An 18075-nucleotide genomic window follows, 5' to 3' on the forward strand; every position below is an offset into this window, starting at 1 on the left:
CGGTGGACGTCCGAGGGTGAGTTGGCGTTCCTGGGCCGGGTGGATGACCAGGTGAAGATCCGCGGCTTCCGGATCGAACCCGGCGAAGTACGCGCCGTGGTAGCCGAACACCCCCGGGTGGCCCAGGCGGCGGTGATCGTCAGGGAGGACCGCCCGGGGGACAAGCGGCTGGTGGCCTACGTCGTCCCTGCCGGCGAAGGGCCGGAGCCGGAAGACCGACTGCCGGAGGCCGTACGAGAGTTCACCGCCGCCCGGCTGCCCGAGTACATGGTCCCGTCAGCCGTAGTGGTGCTCGACGCGCTGCCACGCACGGCCAACGGCAAGCTGGACCGCGCCGCGTTGCCGGTGCCGGAGGTCGCCGTGACGGCCGGGCGGGCGCCGGTCAACGCCCGCGAGGAAGTCGTCTGCGCCGCGTTCGCCGAGGTGCTCGGCGTCGAGAGCGTCGGTGTGGACGACGACTTCTTCGCCCTCGGTGGCCAGTCGCTGCTGGCCATCCGCCTGGTGGCGGCGCTGCAGGCACGGGGCGTGTCGGTGTCGGTGCGGTCGTTCTTCCAGGCGCCGACCCCGGCGGGGCTGGCCAGGTCGGTGGGCGACCGGCAGGTGGAGGTGCCGGACAATGCGATCCCGGCCGGCGCCACCGCGATCACCCCGGAGATGCTGCCGCTGGTGGACCTGTCCGGCGAGGAGATCGACCGGATCGCGGCCACCGTGGAAGGCGGCGCGGCCAACGTCGCGGACGTCTATCCCCTCGCGCCGCTGCAGGAGGGGCTGCTGTTCCACCACCTGCTGGCTGAGGGCGGCGAGGACGCGTACGTCATGCCGATGGTCCTGGAGTTCGACTCGCGGGACCGGCTGGACGCCTTCGCCGACGCCGTGCAGAAAGTGGTCGACCGGCACGACATCTACCGCACGTCCATCGTGTGGGAGGGACTGCGCGAGCCGGTCCAGGTGGTGTGGCGGCGGGCGAACCTGCCGGTGACCGAGGTGAGGCTGCCCGAGGGCGACGGCGACCTGCCCGGACGGCTGGTCGCCCACGTCGGCCAGGTGCTGGACCTGGGCCTGGCTCCGCTGATGGACCTGCACGTCACCCCGGTCCCCGGTACCGGCCGCTGGCTCGGGCTCATCAGGAACCACCACATCGTCCGCGACCACACCGCGCTGGAGATCGTCCTGCGAGAGGTGCGGGCCATCCTCTCCCGGCGCGACGGCACGCTCCCGAAGCCGCTGCCGTTCCGTAACTTCGTGGCCCAGGCCAGGGGCGCCGTCGAGCGGGCCGAGCACGAGCGCTACTTCGCCGATCTGCTCGGGGACGTCACCGAGCCGACCGCGGCGTTCGGAATGGTGGACGTGCGCGGCAACGGCGCGGACGCGGTCCGCAAGGTGGTGCCGTTCCCGGCGGAACTGCACACCCGGCTGCAGGAGGTCGCCCGCCGGGTGGGGGCGAGCCCGGCGACGCTGCTGCATGTGGCGTGGTCTCGGGCGCTGGCGGCGGTGTCGGGACGGGACGACGTGGTGTTCGGCACCATCCTGTTCGGCCGCATGAACGCCGGCAGCGGCTCCGACCAGGTGCCCGGCCCGTACATGAACACTCTCCCCGTACGGGTGCGCACCGGTGAGCTCGGTGTGCTGGGTGCGGTGGCGGCGATGCGCGGGCAACTGGCCGGGCTGCTGGAGCACGAGCACGCGCCGCTGACCCTGGCGCAGCGGGCCAGTGGCGTGCCGGGCGACCTGCCGCTGTTCACCGCGCTGTTCAACTACCGGCACAACACGAGCCGGCCTCAGCAGAACGACGCCCCCGCCCCGGACGGGGCCCTCGACGGCATCAGCCTCGTCTACCTGCGCGAGCGCACCAACTATCCGCTGCTGGTGTCGGTCGATGACGACGGGGACCGGATCTCGCTGGCGGTGGACGCGGTGGCGCCGATCGATCCGGGCGAGGTCGGGGTGCTGGTGCGGACCGCGACGGAGAACCTGGTGGGGGCGCTGGAGGACTGCCTGGCGGGTGGCCCCGAGGTGCCGCTTGGCCAAGTTGGAGTGCTGGGCGTCGAAGCGCTGGATCTGCTGCTGCGTGAGTGGAACGACACGGCGGTGGCGGCGCCGCAGGTGACGGTGGCGGGGTTGTTCGAGGCGCAGGTGGCGCGGACGCCGGGCGCGGTCGCGGTGGCGGCCGACGGTGTGGAGATCACCTACGCGGAGTTGGACGCTCGGGCGAATCGCCTGGCCCGGTCTCTGATACGTCAGGGTGTGCGGGCGGAGTCGGTGGTGGGGATCTGCCTGGAACGCGGGATCGATCTCGTGGTGGCGGTGCTGGCGGTGTTGAAGGCCGGTGGCGCTTATCTGCCGATCGACGGTCGGTATCCGGTGGAGCGGATCGCGTTCATGCTGGCCGACGCGGGCGCGGTCGCCGTGGTGACCTCGCCGGAGCTCATGGACCGGCTGCCTTCAGGCGTGCCGATGGTCGATGTGCACGACGTGGCGGAACTGCCCGGCGGGCCTGTGGCCGGCGAAGTGCTGCCGGGTCATGCGGCATATGTGATCTATACGTCGGGTTCGACCGGGCGGCCGAAGGGTGTGGTGGTCGAGCAGCGGTCGGTGGCCGGGTTCCTGGCGTGGGCGGTGCGTGAGTTCGGTGGGGCGGATTTCCAGCGGGTGTTGTTCTCGACGTCGTTGACGTTCGACGTGTCCGTCTTCGAGCTGTTCGGGCCGCTGGTGTCGGGCGGCTGCGTCGAGGTGGTTCCCGACGTTCTGGCGGTCGCGGACGGCGACCGCGACCTCGACGGCGTGAGCCTGGTCAGCGGGGTGCCGTCGGCGCTGGCTCAGGTGGTGGGGTCGGGCGCGCTGGAGGTGCGACCCCGCACGGTGGTGCTGGCCGGCGAGGCGCTGTCGGCGGATGCGGTGGCGGGGTTGCGTGCGGCGTTGCCCGGGGCGCGGGTGGCCAACATTTACGGGCCGACGGAGGCGACGGTGTATGCCACCGCCTGGTATGCCGACGGTGAGGTGGACGGCGTGGTGCCGATCGGCAGGCCGGTCGACAACGCGCGTGTCTACGTGCTCGATGACCATCTCGCGCCGGTGCCGGTCGGGGTGGCGGGTGAGCTGTATTTGGCCGGGAATGGGCTGGCTCGCGGGTATCTGGGCCGGCCGTCATTGACCGGCGAGCGCTTCGTCGCAGACCCGTTCTCCGAGGGTGGGCGGTTGTATCGGACCGGCGATGTAGTGCGCTGGAACGCCGATGGCCAGGTGGAGTATCTCGGCCGGGTGGACGAGCAGGTCAAGATCCGCGGCTTCCGCATCGAACTGGGCGAGGTCCAGGCAGCCATAGCAGCCCACCCAGAGGTCGCCCAAGCCGCCGTGGTGGCCAGGGAGGACCAGCCGGGAGACAAGCGCTTGGTCGCCTACCTCGTCCCCCGAGGACCGGCGAAGGACCTGCCCGAACAGGTCCGTGCCTTCGTCGCCGACCGGCTCCCGTCCTACATGATCCCGGCCGCGATCGTCGTCCTGGACGCACTGCCACTGAGCCCCAACGGCAAACTCGACCGCAAGGCCCTGCCCGCACCGGAGTACACGGCGGGCACCGGCCGCGCCCCGGCCGACGTCCGCGAGGAGATTCTCTGCGCGGCCTTCGCCGAGGTCCTCGGCCTGGACGGCGTCGGCGTGGACGACGACTTCTTCGCGCTCGGCGGCCACTCCCTCCTCGCGATCCGGCTGGTGGCCCTCGTACGGTCCCGTGGCGTCTCGGTCTCCGTACGCGCTCTCTTCGAGACACCCACCCCGGCCGGGCTGGCCCGTTCGACGGGCGAGAGCCTGGCGGCGGTCCCCCCGAACCTGATCCCGCCCGGCGCGACCGAGCTCACTCCGGACATGCTGCCGCTGGTGGACCTGACCGGCGACGAGCTCGACCGGATCACGGCCACCGTGGAAGGCGGCGCGGCCAACATCGCGGACGTCTACCCGCTCGCGCCGCTGCAGGAGGGGCTGCTGTTCCACCACCTGCTGGCCGAGGGCGGTGAGGACGCCTACGTGATGCCGACAGCGCTGGAGTTCGACTCCCGCGAGCGGCTCGACAGCTTCGCCGACGCGCTCCAGCAAGTGATCGATCGGCACGACGTCTACCGCACCTCCATCGTCTGGGAGGGCCTGCGCGAACCCGTCCAGGTCGTCTGGCGCCGCGCCGTGCTCCCGATCGAAGAACTGACCCTGGACCAGGACGGCGCCGACCCGGTGGCGGAGCTGGTGGCGCGCGGCGGCACGTCCATGGACCTCGGCCGGGCCCAGCTGATCAGGCTGCACACCGCCGCCTCGCCCGGCACCGGCCGCTGGCTGGCCCTGGTCAGGATCCACCACCTGGTGCAGGACCACACGGCCCTTGAGGTGCTGCTCGACGAGGTACGCGCCTTCCTGGCCGGCCAGGGTCACCGCCTGGCGGAGCCGCTGCCGTTCCGCGACTTCGTCGCTCAGGCCAGGAGCGGCGGGAACCGCGCCGACCACGAACGCTACTTCGCCGGCCTGCTCGGGGACGTCACCGAGCCGACCGCGCCCTTCGGCGTGGCCGACGCCCGCCGCGACGGCATGGACACGGTCCGGGCCAGGACCGACTTCGACGGCAGCCTGCACACCCGGCTGCTTGAGGTGGCCCGCCGGGTGGGGGCGAGCCCGGCGACGCTGCTGCACGTGGCGTGGTCGCGGGTGCTGGCGGCGGTGTCGGCCAGGGACGACGTGGTCTTCGGCACGGTCCTGTTCGGCCGCATGAGCACGAGTGCCGGTTCCGACCGCGTACCGGGGCCCTTCATCAACACTCTTCCCGTACGGGTGCGCACCGGTGAGCTCGGTGTGCTGGGTGCGGTGGCGGCGATGCGCGGGCAACTGGCCGGGCTGCTGGAGCACGAGCACGCGCCGCTCACCCTCGCGCAGCAGGCCAGCGGCGTGCCCGGAGACCTTCCCCTGTTCACCGCGCTGTTCAACTACCGCCACAACACCCCGGGCGAAGCCGTTCCGGGTGCTGGCGAGGCGCTGAGCGGGATCCGGCGGGTGTACTTCACCGAGCGCACCAACTATCCGCTGCTGGTGTCGGTCGATGACGACGGCGGCCGGATCTCGCTGGCGGTGGACGCGGTGGCGCCGATCGACCCGCATGCGGTCGGGGCGCTCGTGCGGACCGCGACGGAGAACCTGGTGGGGGCGCTGGAGGACTGCCTGGCGGGTGGCCCGGAGGTGCCGCTTGGTCAGGTGGGTGTGCTGGGCGTGGAGGCGCTGGATCTGCTGCTGCGTGAGTGGAACGACACGGCGGTGGCGGCGCCGCAGGTGACGGTGGCGGGGTTGTTCGAGGCGCAGGTGGCGCGGACGCCCGGTGCGGTCGCGGTGGCGGCCGACGGTGTGGAGATCACCTACGCGGAGTTGGACGCTCGGGCGAACCGGCTGGCGCGGCTGCTGGTGGGCCGGGGTGTGCGGGCGGAGTCGGTGGTGGGGGTCTGCCTGGAGCGCGGGATCGATCTCGTGGTGGCGGTGCTGGCGGTGTTGAAGGCCGGTGGCGCGTATCTGCCGATCGACGGCCGGTATCCGGTGGAGCGGATCGCGTTCATGCTGGCCGACGCGGGTGCGGTCGCCGTGGTGACCTCGCCGGAGCTGGCGGACCGGCTGCCGGTCGACACGCAGGCGGTGCTCGTGGACGATCCCGAGCTGGCCGGGCTGCCGGACGGGTCGTTGCGCAGCAGCGTCCTGCCGGGGCATGCGGCTTATGTCATCTATACGTCGGGTTCGACCGGGCGGCCGAAGGGTGTGGTGGTCGAGCAGCGGTCGGTCACCGGGTTCTTGGCATGGGCGGTGCGGGAGTTCGGTGGGGCGAACTTCGAGCGGGTGCTCTTCTCAACCTCGTTGACGTTCGACGTGTCCGTCTTCGAGCTGTTCGGGCCGCTGGTGTCGGGCGGCTGCGTGGAAGTGGTCCCCGATGTCCTGGCGGTCGCCGATGCGAGCCGGGATCTGCGCGATGTCAGTCTCGTGAGCGGGGTGCCGTCGGCGCTGGCTCAGGTGGTGGGGTCGGGCTCGCTGGAGGTGCGGCCGCGTACGGTGGTGCTGGCCGGTGAGGCGCTGTCGGCGGATGCGGTGGCGGGGTTGCGTGCGGCGTTGCCCGGTGCGCGGGTGGCCAACATTTACGGGCCGACGGAGGCGACGGTGTATGCCACCGCCTGGTATGCCGACGGCGAGGTGGATGGCGTGGTGCCGATCGGCAGGCCGGTCGACAACGCCCGCGTTTACGTGCTCGATGACCATCTCGCGCCGGTGCCGGTCGGGGTGGCGGGTGAGCTGTATTTGGCCGGGAATGGGCTGGCTCGCGGGTATCTGGGCCGGCCGTCATTGACCGGCGAGCGGTTCGTCGCGGACCCGTTCTCCGAGGGTGGGCGGTTGTATCGGACCGGCGACGTGGTGCGCTGGAACGCCGACGGCGAGGTGGAGTATCTCGGCCGGGTGGACGAGCAGGTCAAGATCCGCGGCTTCCGCATCGAACTGGGCGAGGTGCAGGCCGTGCTGGCCACCCATCCTCAGGTGGCGCAGGCCGCCGTGGTGGCCAGGGAAGATCAGCCGGGGGACAAGCGCTTGGTCGCCTACGTCGTCCCGCGAGGACCAGTGAAGGACCTGCCCGACCAGGTCCGCGCCTACGTCGCCGACCGGCTCCCGTCCTACATGATCCCGGCCGCGATCGTCGTCCTGGACGCGCTGCCACTGAGCCCCAACGGCAAGCTCGACCGCAAGGCCCTGCCCGCCCCCGACCACTCCGCACAAGCCGGCCGAGCCCCGGCCGACCTGCGCGAAGAGATCCTCTGCGCCGTCTTCGCCGGCGTACTCGGCCTCGACAGCGTCGGCGTGGACGACGACTTCTTTGCCCTCGGCGGCCACTCGCTGCTGGCAGTGCGGCTGGTCAGCCGGGTGCGGTCGGCGCTCGGGGTCGAGGTGCCGTTGCGGGCGCTGTTCGAGGCGCCGACGGTGGCGGGCCTGGCGGCCCGGCTGAGCGACGCCGCCGCCGCCCGCCTGCCGCTCACCCCCGGACAACGGCCCGAGCGGGTCCCGCTGTCGTTCGCGCAGCGCCGGCTGTGGTTCCTCGGCCAGCTCGAAGGCCCGAGTGCCACCTACAACGTGCCGATCGTGCTGCGGCTCGCGGCAGGAGTGGACCAGGAGGCCCTCGGCCACGCGCTGCGCGACGTGGTCGGCCGCCACGAGGTGCTGCGGACGGTCTTCCCCGTCGCGTACGGCGAGCCGTACCAGCACGTCATGGACCTCGACGAGCTCGACTGGAGCCTGTCGATCACCGAGCTGCCGCCGTCCGAACTGGACGCCGCCGTCACCCGGGCCATGGGGCACGCGTTCGACCTCACCGCGGAGGCGCCGATCCGAGCCTGGCTGTTCGACGCGGGACCGGACGAGCGGGTCCTGGCCGTGGTGATCCACCACATCGCCGGTGACGGCTGGTCGCGGGCGCCGCTGGCCCGCGACTTCTCCCTCGCGTACGCGGCCCGCCGCGAGGGCCGGGCCCCGGTGTGGAGCCCGATGCCGGTCCAGTACGCCGACTACGCGCTCTGGCAGCGAGAACTGCTCGGCGACGAGGACGATCCGGACAGCCTGATGTCCCGCCAGGTCGCCTACTGGCGGGAGGCCCTGGCGGGGGCGCCCGAGGAGTTGGCGCTGCCGTTCGACCGGCCGCGTCCCGCCACCGCCTCCCACCAGGGGCACAGCATGCCCTTGACGGTTCCGGCCGAGGTGCACGCGCGGTTGGTCGAGGTGGCCAGGGCCGAGGGCGTGACCGTGTTCATGGTGCTTCAGGCCGCCTTGGCGGTGCTGCTGTCGCGGCTCGGCGCGGGCACCGACATCCCGATCGGATCGGCCAACGCGGGCCGTACGGACGCGGCACTGGAAGACCTCATCGGCTGCTTCGTCAACACGCTGGTCGTACGGGCGGACCTGACCGGCGACCCGGCCTTCCGCGACCTGCTGGGCAGGGTGCGGGAGCGCAGCCTGGCGGCGTTCGCGCACCAGGACGTGCCGTTCGAGCGGCTGGTGGAGGAGCTGGCCCCGGCGCGGTCGATGGCGCGGCACCCGCTCTTCCAGGTGGTGCTCACCAAGGGCGACACTGTTGACGCCGTGCTGGACCTCCCCGTCATCCGGCCGGGGGCCCCGTCGGCGGGGGAGCGGGCGGCCAAGTTCGACCTCGACGTGATGGTGAGCGAGGCGTTCGACAGGGGTGCTCCGGCCGGGGTGCGGGGGTCGGTGACGGTCGCCACGGACCTGTTCGATCCGGAGTGGGCCGAGCGGATCATGCGTTACTGGGTACGCGTGCTCGACCTGGTCAGCACCGACCCGGGCACCCGGCTGAGCGGTGTGGACCTGCTCGGGGAGGACGAGCACCGGGCTCTCGCAGAGTGGAACCGCACGGCGGCCGACGGGCTTGCGACGCCGGTGGTGGAGCTGTTCGAGGCGCAGGTCGCGCGCAGGCCCGGGGCGGTCGCGGTGGTGGCTCCCGACGGCGAAGAGGTTACCTTCGCAGACCTTGATGAGCGGGCCAACCGGCTGGCGAATGTCCTGGTCGGCGAGGGGGTGGGCGCCGAGTCCGTGGTCGGGGTGTGTCTCGATCGCGGTGTCGAGCTGGTGGTGGCGTTGCTGGCGGTGTGGAAGGCCGGTGGCGCGTACGTGCCGATCGACCCGCGTCAGCCGGTGGAGCGGATCGCCTACCTGCTCGCCGACAGCCGGGCCGTCCTGACCGTCACCACCGAGGAGATCGCGGACGAGCTGCCCGCGAGCCACGCCCGCATGCTGGTCCTCGACGACACCTTCACCGCCCTGCGCCTTTCGATGGCCTCGAAGGACAAACCGGAACGACACCTCCACGGCACGCAGACCGCCTACGTCATCTACACCTCAGGCTCGACCGGTCGGCCGAAGGGTGTGCTGGTCAGTCAGGCGGCTTTGGCGAACTATGTGGCCTCGGTGCCGGGCCGGCTCGGGATGGACGACGGCCGGTATGCCCTGGTTCAGGGCCAGGCGACCGACTTGGGCAACACGATCGTCTTTGCCGCGCTGACCCTGGGTGGTGAGTTGCACATCATGGCCGAGGAGGCCGCCACGGACCCGGACGCTTTCGGCAGCCTACTGGCCGAACGCGAGATCGATTTCGTGAAGATGGTGCCGTCCCACCTGGCGGCGATGGGCCCAGGTCTCCTACCCGCCCGCGCGCTGGTCCTGGGCGGTGAGGCGGCCGCTCCCGACTGGCTGGAACGGCTGCTGGATGAGGCCGACGAGCGCGGTTGCGCGGTGTTCAACCACTACGGTCCGACCGAGACCACGATCGGTGTGGCCACCACCCGCCTGAGCAGCGGTGGCACGGCACCGGTCGGTACACCCGTGGCCAACACCGCTTTCCACGTCCTGGACGAGCATCTGTCACCCGTGCCTCCCGGCGTCACCGGCGAGCTCTACGTCGCGGGCGCCCAGTTGGCCCGGGGCTACCTCGGCCGCCCGGGTCTGACGGCGGAGCGCTTCGTTGCGTGCCCGTTCGAGCCGGGCACCCGCATGTACCGCACCGGCGACCGCGCCCGCTGGACCACCGACGGCCGGCTGCTATTCGCCGGCCGAGCGGACGACCAGGTCAAGATCCGCGGATTCCGCGTCGAACCAGGCGAGATCACCGCGACCCTGACCGCGTGCCCGGCGGTGAGCCAGGCGGCCGTCATCGCCCGCGAAGAGGGCCCAGGCGACGTCCGCCTCGTCGGCTACCTCGTGCCGGACGACCCCGAGAACGCCGCCGACCTCCCGTCCGTGGCCCGCAAATTCGCCGCCGACCGCCTCCCCGACCACCTGATCCCCTCGGCCTGGGTGGTGCTCGACGCGCTCCCACTGACCGCCAACGGCAAGCTCGACCGCCAAGCCCTGCCCGCCCCCGACTACGGCTCCGCCCAGACCGAGGGCGGCCGGTCGGCGGCCACAGCGCAGGAGGAGATCCTCTGCCTGGCCTTCGCCGAGGTGCTCGGCCTGGACAGCGTCGGCGTGGACGACGACTTCTTCGCCCTCGGCGGGCACTCGCTGCTCGCCGTCCGCCTGGTCAGCCGCATCCGCGCCCTGCTCGGCGTCGAGATCGAGATCCGCGCCCTGTTCGACGCCCCCACCGTCGCGGGGCTGGCGGCGGGCCTCAACGGCGCCGCCCGCGCGCGGGCGCCCCTGACGGCGGGTGCACGCCCCGAGCGCGTTCCCCTGTCGTACGGGCAGCGGCGCATGTGGATCATCGCCCAGCTGGAAGGCCCCAGCGCCACCTACAACATCCCCGTGGCGGTACGCCTGTCCGGCACGATCGACAGCCACGCCATGGGCGCCGCCTTCCGTGACGTCATCGGCCGCCACGAGGTGCTCCGCACCGTGTTCCCGGTCGCCGACGGCGAGCCGTACCAGCGGATCATCCCCGTCGACGACCTCGACTGGGAGCTGACCGTCAGGCAGGTCGCGCCGCAGGAGCTGGCGGCGGCGGTGGAGGAGGCGCGGGCCCACACGTTCGACCTGTCCGCGCAGGCGCCGATCCGGGCCTGGCTGTTCACCACCGGCCCTGACGAGCACGTGCTCGTCGTCGTGGTGCACCACATCGCCGGTGACGGCTGGTCGTGGGCGCCGCTGGCGCGCGACGTCTCCGCCGCCTACGCCGCCCGCCGCGACGGCCGGGCCCCGGAGTGGGAGCCGCTGCCCGTCCAGTACGCCGACTACGCGCTCTGGCAACGCGACGTGCTCGGCGACAGCGAGGACCCGGGCAGCCTGATCTCCAGCCAGGTCGCCTACTGGCGCGACACGCTGGCCGGCCTGCCCGAAGAGCTGCCGCTACCGTTCGACCGGCCGCGCCAGGAGGTGGCCGGACACCTGGGCCGGCGGGTGCCGCTGGAGGTCCCGGCGGACGTGCACGCCCGGCTGCGCGAGGTCGCCCGCGCCGAGGGCGTGACCATGTTCATGATGGTCCAGGGCGCCCTGGCGGTGCTCCTGTCCCGGCTCGGCGGCGGCACCGACGTCCCCATCGGCTCCGCGCTGGCCGGGCGGACGGACGAGGCGCTGGACGGCCTGGTGGGCTACTTCGTCAACACCTTCGTCCTGCGTACCGACCTGTCAGGCGACCCCACGTTCCGCGAGGTGCTCGCCCGGGTCAGGGAGGCCGGGCTCGGCGCGTTCGCCCACCCCGACGTCCCGTTCGAGCGCCTGGTCGAGGAGCTGTCGCCGGCCAGGTCGCTGGCCCGGCACCCGCTCTTCCAGGTGATGCTGCTGCTGCAGAACACCGCGGGCGCCAGCCTCGACCTGCCCGGCCTGGACGCCGGCCGCCGTCCCGGCGGCGGCGAGGCGGCGGGGGAGGACACGTCCGTGGTCAAGTTCGACCTGGACGTCAGCCTCGGCGAGGCGTTCGACGCGGACGGCGGCGCGGCGGGCCTGCGTGGCGCGGTCGTCGGCGCGGCCGACCTGTTCGACCGCGCCTCGGTCGAGCGCATCGCCGAACGCCTGGTCCGGGTGCTGGCCGCCCTGTCTGCCGACCCCGGCCTGCGGCTCAGCGCGGTGGACGTGCTCGGCGACGCCGAACGCCGGCTCATGCTCACCGGCTGGAACGACACCGCCGCCCCCATACCGGGCACGACGGTCGTCGGGCTGTTCGAGGCGCAGGTCGCCCGCACCCCCGACGCGGTTGCCCTGACCTGCGGTGACGTGGAGCTCACGTACGCCGAACTGGACCGGCGGGCCAACCAGGTGGCCGGACGCCTCATCGGCCTCGGCATCGGGCCCGAGTCCGTCGTCGCCGCCGTCTTCGATCGCGGGATCGAGCTGGTGGTGTCGCTGCTCGGCGTGATCAAGGCCGGCGCCGCCTACCTGCCGATCGACCCGGCCTATCCGGCGGGCCGCATCGCGTACGTGATCGCCGACTCCGGCGCGGCCTGCGTGCTGACCGGCGAGGACCTGCGCCCGCGCCTGGCCGAGTTCGAGATCGACGCCGGCCTGCCCGTCGTCGTGGCCGGCGAGCCGGAGGTGCGGGCGCAGGCCGGCACCAGGCCGGACGTGACCGTGGAGCCCCGCCACCCCATGTGGGTGATCTACACCTCGGGCTCCACCGGGCGCCCCAAGGGCGTGCTGGTCGAGCAGCACGCGATCGTCAACTTCCTGCTGTCGATGCGGGAGTCGTTCGCGCCCACCGCGGCCGATCGGCTGCTGGCCGTCAGCACGCACGGCTGCGACATGGCAGGCTTCGAGTTCTACCTGCCGCTGGTGACCGGCGCCCGCGTCGTCCTCGCCGAGCAGGAGCAGGTGCTCGACCCGTGGGCGCTGCGCACGCTGATCCGCGCCGCCGGCGTCACCATGGTGCACGCCACCCCCAGCCTGTGGCGCGGCCTGATCGCCGACGACGGCGACCCCGTGGACTGGACGACCGTCCGCGCCATGATCGGCGCCGAGGCGCTGCCGCCCGACCTGGCGCGCACGATTCTCGGCCGGACCCCGACCCTGACGAACCTGTACGGCCCCACCGAGACCACGGTCTGGTCCACCGCGAAGGTGCTGACCGGCCCCGCGGACGACGTGTCGTCCATCGGCACGCCCGTCGCCAACACGCAGGTGTACGTGCTCGACGACGCCCTCCAGCCGGTCGCGCCCGGCGTGGCCGGCGAGCTGTACATCGCGGGTGACGGCTTGGCCCGCGGCTACCTCGGCCGTCCCGGGCTCACCGCCTCCCGCTTCGTGGCCTGCCCGTTCCGGCCCGGCGGCGCGCGCATGTACCGTACCGGCGACGTGGTGCGGTGGAGCGCCGGCGGCGAGCTCCAGTACGTCGGCCGCTCCGACGACCAGGTCAAGATCCGCGGCTTCCGGGTCGAGCTGGGCGAGGTCGAGGCCGTGCTGGCCGCGCACCCGCGCGTGACGCAGGCCGTGGCGCTGGTCCGCGAGGACGTGCCCGGCGACCGGCGGCTCGTCGCGTACGTGGTCCCCGGAGGCGACGCCGACGGACTCGGCCCGGCGGTGCGCGCCGCCGCCCAGGAACGCCTGCCCGGCTACATGGTGCCGGCGTCCGTCGTGGTGATCGACCGGCTGCCGCTGATGCCGAACGGCAAGCTCGACCGCAAGGCCCTGCCCGCCCCCGACACCGGCGCGGAGGAACGCACCGTCACCCACTGGGACGTCACCTCGATCGCGGCCGGCCTGTGCGAGGCGTTCGCCGAGGTGCTCGGCCGCGACAGCGTGGGCCTGGACGACGACTTCTTCGCCCTCGGCGGCCACTCCCTGCTGGCCGTCCGGCTCGTCGAACGGCTGCGCGGGCGCGGCGTGACGATCGCGGTCCGCGACCTGTTCGTGGCCCCCACCGTCGCCGAGCTGATGCGGCGGATGACGCTCTCCTCGGTACGCGACGCACTCGACGTGCTGCTGCCCATCCGCACGGAGGGCGAGCGCGAGCCGTTCTTCTGCATCCACGCCGCGGGCGGCCTGAGCTGGTGCTACATGCCGCTGGCCCGCCACGCCCAGCCGGACATCCCCCTGTACGGGGTGCAGTCCCGCGGCCTGGACGGCACCACGGAGTTCGCCCGCTCCATCGGGGAGATGGCCGCCGACTACATCGAGCAGATCCGCTCCGTGCAGCCGCACGGGCCGTACCACCTGCTCGGCTGGTCGTACGGGGGCGGCGTCGCGCACGAGATCGCCGTCCAGCTCCGCGCGGCCGGGGAGCAGGTCGGGGCGCTGGTCCTGCTCGACCAGTACCCGTGGGTGGCTGAACAGGAAGCCGCGGAGGAGCACGACGACGACCCCGACGCCGCGCTTGAACGGCAGATGGACATCGTCCGCTGGCAGGCGGGCAACGGCTTCGGCGCCGCCACCGAGGACGAGATCCGCACCTTCGCCCGTCTCCTGCGCAACCACCGTAAGTTGCGCCGCGGCTTCGAGCACGGCCGGTTCGACGGGGACGTGCTGGTGGTCGTGGCCGACGAGAGTGGTTCCGACGAGGCGCGCAGGCCCGAGTTGTGGCGGCCGTACGTGACGGGCGAGATCGGGGTGGCCCGCATCCCCTGCACCCACTACGACATCGCCAAGCCGGACACCCTGGGCCAGGTGTGGGCCGCGGTGTCCGACTGGCTGCGGCTGGACGGCTGACCGGCGAGGAGCCGGACAGCCGGACAGCCGGACGGCCGGGCGCGAGGAGCCGGATGCCCGACGGCGAAGAGCCCGCCCCCCGGATGATCGGGGAGCGGGCTCTGCGGGAGCTGGGGGATCGGGTCTGGGGAAGGCGGGCTCGGGGGGACGCGGGCCGTCAGCCGTGTCGCTTCAGCTCGTGGAAGAAGCCGGGCACCGTCATCAGGTCGCCCGCCGCGCCCACCTCGTCGTAGACGTACCTGGCCACGGCCAGGTCGAGCACCCCGAGGCCGAACGGCGAGAACACCACGGGCCGGTCGGCCGGGGGCGTCAGGGTGCCCTCCAGCACGTCGTACAGGGTGCCGGCGACGAAGGAACGGCCGCCGGTGCGCTGTTCGGCCAGGTGCGGCGACGTACCGGCCTTCAGGCAGTGCTCGACGTCGTCGAGGACGTTCCACGACGAAAGGATGATCTCCGGCGACAGGTCGCGCAGCGAGACGTGCAGCACCAGCGGATTGTGCGCCAGCGCCTCGGGCGCGTGAATGTGCGGCTCGCCCGCCACCGTCGCCAGCACGACCAGGTCGGACGCCGCGATCAGCGACTCGGCGTCATCGTGGAACGTGACCTCCTCCGCCCCCGACCGCGTCAGATAGGCGCCGAACCCCTCGGCGTGCTCCTTGGCGAGGTCGAAGACGCCCACCTCGTCGAAGGACAGACCGACCGCCACCAGATAGGTGTGGATGTAACGGGCGATCAGCCCGGTGCCGATGAAACCGGCGCGTCGCGGCGTCACCCCCCGGGCGGTCGCCAGCGTCGTGGCCGCGAGCGCGGCGGAGCCGGCGGTTCGGGCCGCGCTGATGATCGAGCTTTCCAGGCAGGCCAGCGGGTAACCGGTCGTCGTGTCGTTGAGGATGAGCACCGCCGAGGCGCGTGGGAGGCCGGCCGCCACGTTCTCGGGGAACGAGGAGATCCACTTGATGCCGTGCACGTCCACCGGCTTCCCCGCCGACGCGGGCAGCGCGATGATCCGGGAGGAGGGCCGGTCGGGGAAGCGCAGGAAGTAGGAGTCCGGGTTGACCGTCCCGCCCGCGCCGTGCAGCCGGTACGCCCCCTCCACCACCTCCATGACCTGCTTCTCCCTGCCGTGCAGGACACCGGCGACCTGCTCTCCTGAGACGACGGCGAACGACGGGACCTGACTCATGGGTGCGTGCTCCAATGCGGTCGGTCGGGCAGGTCGAGAGGGCCGAAGTGCTCGCGCAGCCAGCCCTCCTCGTAGATCGAGTCCAGGTAGCGCTCGCCGAGGTCGGGGGCGACCGCCAGGGCGACCGGCTCCTCACCCGGGTACTTCTCCTGCAGCCAGCGCGCGGCGCCGCTCACCACGGTGCCCGTCGAGCCGCCGAACAGGAACCCGCGCGCGGCCAGGCCGTGACAGGCGCGGATCGTGTCCGTCTCCGGCACGTGCACCACGTCGTCCACCCACGACTCGTCGACCAGTTCCGGCCGCACGCTCGTGCCCAGCCCCGGCACCATGCGGCGCTCAGGGACGTCGGAGGCCGTGCCGTGCGGCCCGTTGTAGTGGTCGAACGTCACCGAGCCCACCGCGTCCACCGCCACGATCGTGACCGGGGCGCCGCGCTCCTTGAAGTAGCGGGCGCAGCCCATCAGCGTGCCCGTGGTGCCCGCGCCGACGAACAGCACCTCCAGGCCGGGGAAGTTGCGTTCGATCGCGGGTGCGGTGTGCCGGTAGTGGGCCCGCCAGTTGCCGGGGTTGGCGTACTGGTTGAGCCAGACGTACCGGTCGTCGGCGGCACACAGGTCGCGGACGTAGCGGATGCGGCTCTCCAGGTAGCCGCCGTTGGCGTCCTGCTCCCCGATCACCACGACCTCCGCGCCGAGCGAGCGCATCAGCCGCATGGAGGCGGTGTTGCAGCGCGGGTCGGTCACGCACACGAAACGCAGGCCCTTGTCGGCCGCGACCATCGCCAGCGCGATGCCCAGGTTGCCGGACGACGACTCCACCAGCACGCAGTCAGGCCCGACCAGTCCGTCGCGCTCGGCGGCCTCCACCATTTCCGTGGCCGCCTTCAGCTTGACCGAACCGGCGAAGTTGAACCCCTCGCATTTCAAATAGAGCGGGGTCCCCGTCACCGTCCGCAAATCGATGAAAAGGTCTTCGACGTTGAACTCCTGCGGAGCTTTGATAACGGGCACTTCGCCGAATCCCCCAGTTTGACGGGAATGGACGCGACAGAAACACGTCAGGGAAGTCGAAGCGATCGACCGGCCTATTCTCCGGCTCTGCACGACCTTGATCGCGGTAGCTCCGGTCACGATACTTGAGGAAATCTCGGCCCGGCAAGGTCGGCTATTTCCCCGCATTTACCGGAGCGTGCACATGACATTCGCGGACGCCCTGCTCGGCCAGGACGAGCTGCCCAGACTGCCCATCTCGCCGCAGCAGGCCGAACGTGCCCGCGCCGCGGCGACGCGCCGTCCCCACCCGGTGGACCTCGCCGACGCCGTGATCACCCTGGTCGAGCGCACGGCCGCCGTGGACGGGGACCGCCTCGCGGTGACCGACGACACCCGCCGCCTCAGCTACGCCGGGCTCGCCGCCGAGGCCCGCCGCCTGGCCTCGCTGCTGGAACGCTCGGGCGCGGGACCCGGCACGGTGGTGGCGGTGGGCGGGGAGCGCAACGCCGCGGTCATCGCCGGGTTCCTGGCGATCGAGCTCCTCGGAGCCGTCTACGTCCCCGCCGACGCCACCTGGCCGGCCGCACGGGTGGCCGAGGTGCTGACGAGGGCCGGCGCCGCCCTGCTCCTGGACACCGGGACCGGCGCCGCCTCACCCACGCTCGCCACCGGGACCGGCGCCGCCTCACCCACGCTCGCCGCCGGGGCCGGTGCGGTCTCGCCTACGCTCGCCGCCGGGGCGCGTGAAGCGGGGGTGCGGCTCGTCCGTGCGGGGGAGGCCGTCGCGCAGCCGCTCTGGTCGGGACCGGCTCGGCTCGACGGCCCTGATCAGCCGCGGTACATGCTGTTCACCTCCGGCTCGACCGGCCGGCCGAAGGGTGCGGTGGTCGAGCACCAGGGCATGCTCAACCATCTGCACGCCAAGGTCGTCGACCTGGGTCTGACCGCGGGCGACACGGTGGCGCAGACCGCGCCGCTTGGGTTCGACATCTCCATCTGGCAGATGCTCTGCCCGCTCGTCGTCGGCGGCCGGGTCCGCGTCGTCGGTGACGCGACGGCGTACGACTCGGTGGCCTTCGCCCGCCTGATCGGCGCGGAGGACATCACGATCGTCGAGCTCGTCCCCACGATGGTCCGCCTACTGCTCGACGACCTCGCCACCGCCGCCCGGACAGGCCCGCCCGACGCCCCCTCCGGGACGGGGCTGCTCGGCGGGCTGCGCTGGATGCTGGCCACCGGGGAGGAACTGCCCACCGAGGTGGCGCGTCGCTGGTTGCGGGAGATGCCGCACGCCGGGCTCGTCAACGCCTACGGGCCCACCGAGTGCTCCGACGACGTCACCCACCACACGGTCACCGCCGCCGACCTCGACCTGCTGCGCCTGCCGATCGGCGGGCCCGTCGTCAACGCCGACCTGTACGTCCTGCGCCACGAGGACGACGGCTGGCACGCCTGCGAGACGGGCGAGACGGGCGAACTGTTCGTCGGCGGCGTCTGCGTGGGTCGCGGTTACGCCGGTGACCACGACCGCACCCGCGAGGCGTTCTTCCAGGACCCGTTCCACGACACCCCCACCGGCCGCCTCTACCGCACCGGCGACGCGGTCCGGGCTCTGCCGGGCGGGGCGCTGCAGTACCTCGGCCGCGTCGACCGCCAGGTCAAGATCGCGGGGGTGCGGATGGAACTGGGCGAGATCGAGGCGGTGCTCCAGCGCCACCCCAGCGTCGGCGCCGTGGCGGTCGTAGTACGCGACTTCGCCCGCTGACT

4 protein-coding genes are annotated in these 18075 nt (G+C 72.4%); 2 read left to right on the forward strand and 2 right to left on the reverse strand.

Annotated elements, in window-relative coordinates; translation table 11 throughout:
* Positions 1 to 21 precede the first annotated feature (21 nt).
* On the forward strand, positions 22 to 14133 hold the full coding sequence (locus AB0C27_RS52830) for an amino acid adenylation domain-containing protein (protein ID WP_357862330.1): 14112 nt from the start codon (positions 22 to 24) through the stop codon (positions 14131 to 14133).
* 157 nt (positions 14134 to 14290) lie between these two features.
* Here the strand turns inward: AB0C27_RS52830 and sbnB are convergent, their stop codons facing one another.
* Together sbnB and sbnA are read right to left on the reverse strand one after the other, a co-directional pair.
* Complete coding sequence (gene sbnB, locus AB0C27_RS52835) at positions 14291 to 15316, reverse strand: 2,3-diaminopropionate biosynthesis protein SbnB (protein ID WP_357862332.1); 1026 nt, start codon at positions 15314 to 15316, stop codon at positions 14291 to 14293.
* Positions 15313 to 16326 carry a 2,3-diaminopropionate biosynthesis protein SbnA gene (sbnA, locus tag AB0C27_RS52840; protein WP_357862334.1) on the reverse strand — a complete coding sequence of 338 codons (1014 nt, stop codon included), beginning with the start codon at positions 16324 to 16326 and terminating at the stop codon, positions 15313 to 15315. The genes sbnB and sbnA overlap by 4 nt, the downstream gene beginning before the upstream one ends.
* A 184-nt stretch (positions 16327 to 16510) precedes the next feature.
* Between sbnA and AB0C27_RS52845 the strand changes: the two genes are divergently transcribed.
* Positions 16511 to 18073 (forward strand): amino acid adenylation domain-containing protein, encoded by a 1563-nt coding sequence (locus AB0C27_RS52845; RefSeq protein ID WP_357862336.1) that lies wholly within the window; start codon positions 16511 to 16513, stop codon positions 18071 to 18073.
* Positions 18074 to 18075: the final 2 nt, after the last annotated feature.

The organism is Nonomuraea sp. NPDC048882, from assembly GCF_040649755.1.
In the GTDB taxonomy this organism is placed as follows: domain Bacteria; phylum Actinomycetota; class Actinomycetes; order Streptosporangiales; family Streptosporangiaceae; genus Nonomuraea; species Nonomuraea maheshkhaliensis.

Bases quoted from the DNA above. Each gene is read 5' to 3' on its own strand.
- sbnB (WP_357862332.1), bottom strand. From the start codon at position 15,316: ATGAGTCAGGTCCCGTCGTTCGCCGTCGTCTCAGGAGAGCAGGTCGCC.
- AB0C27_RS52845 (WP_357862336.1), top strand. From the start codon at position 16,511: ATGACATTCGCGGACGCCCTGCTCGGCCAGGACGAGCTGCCCAGACTG.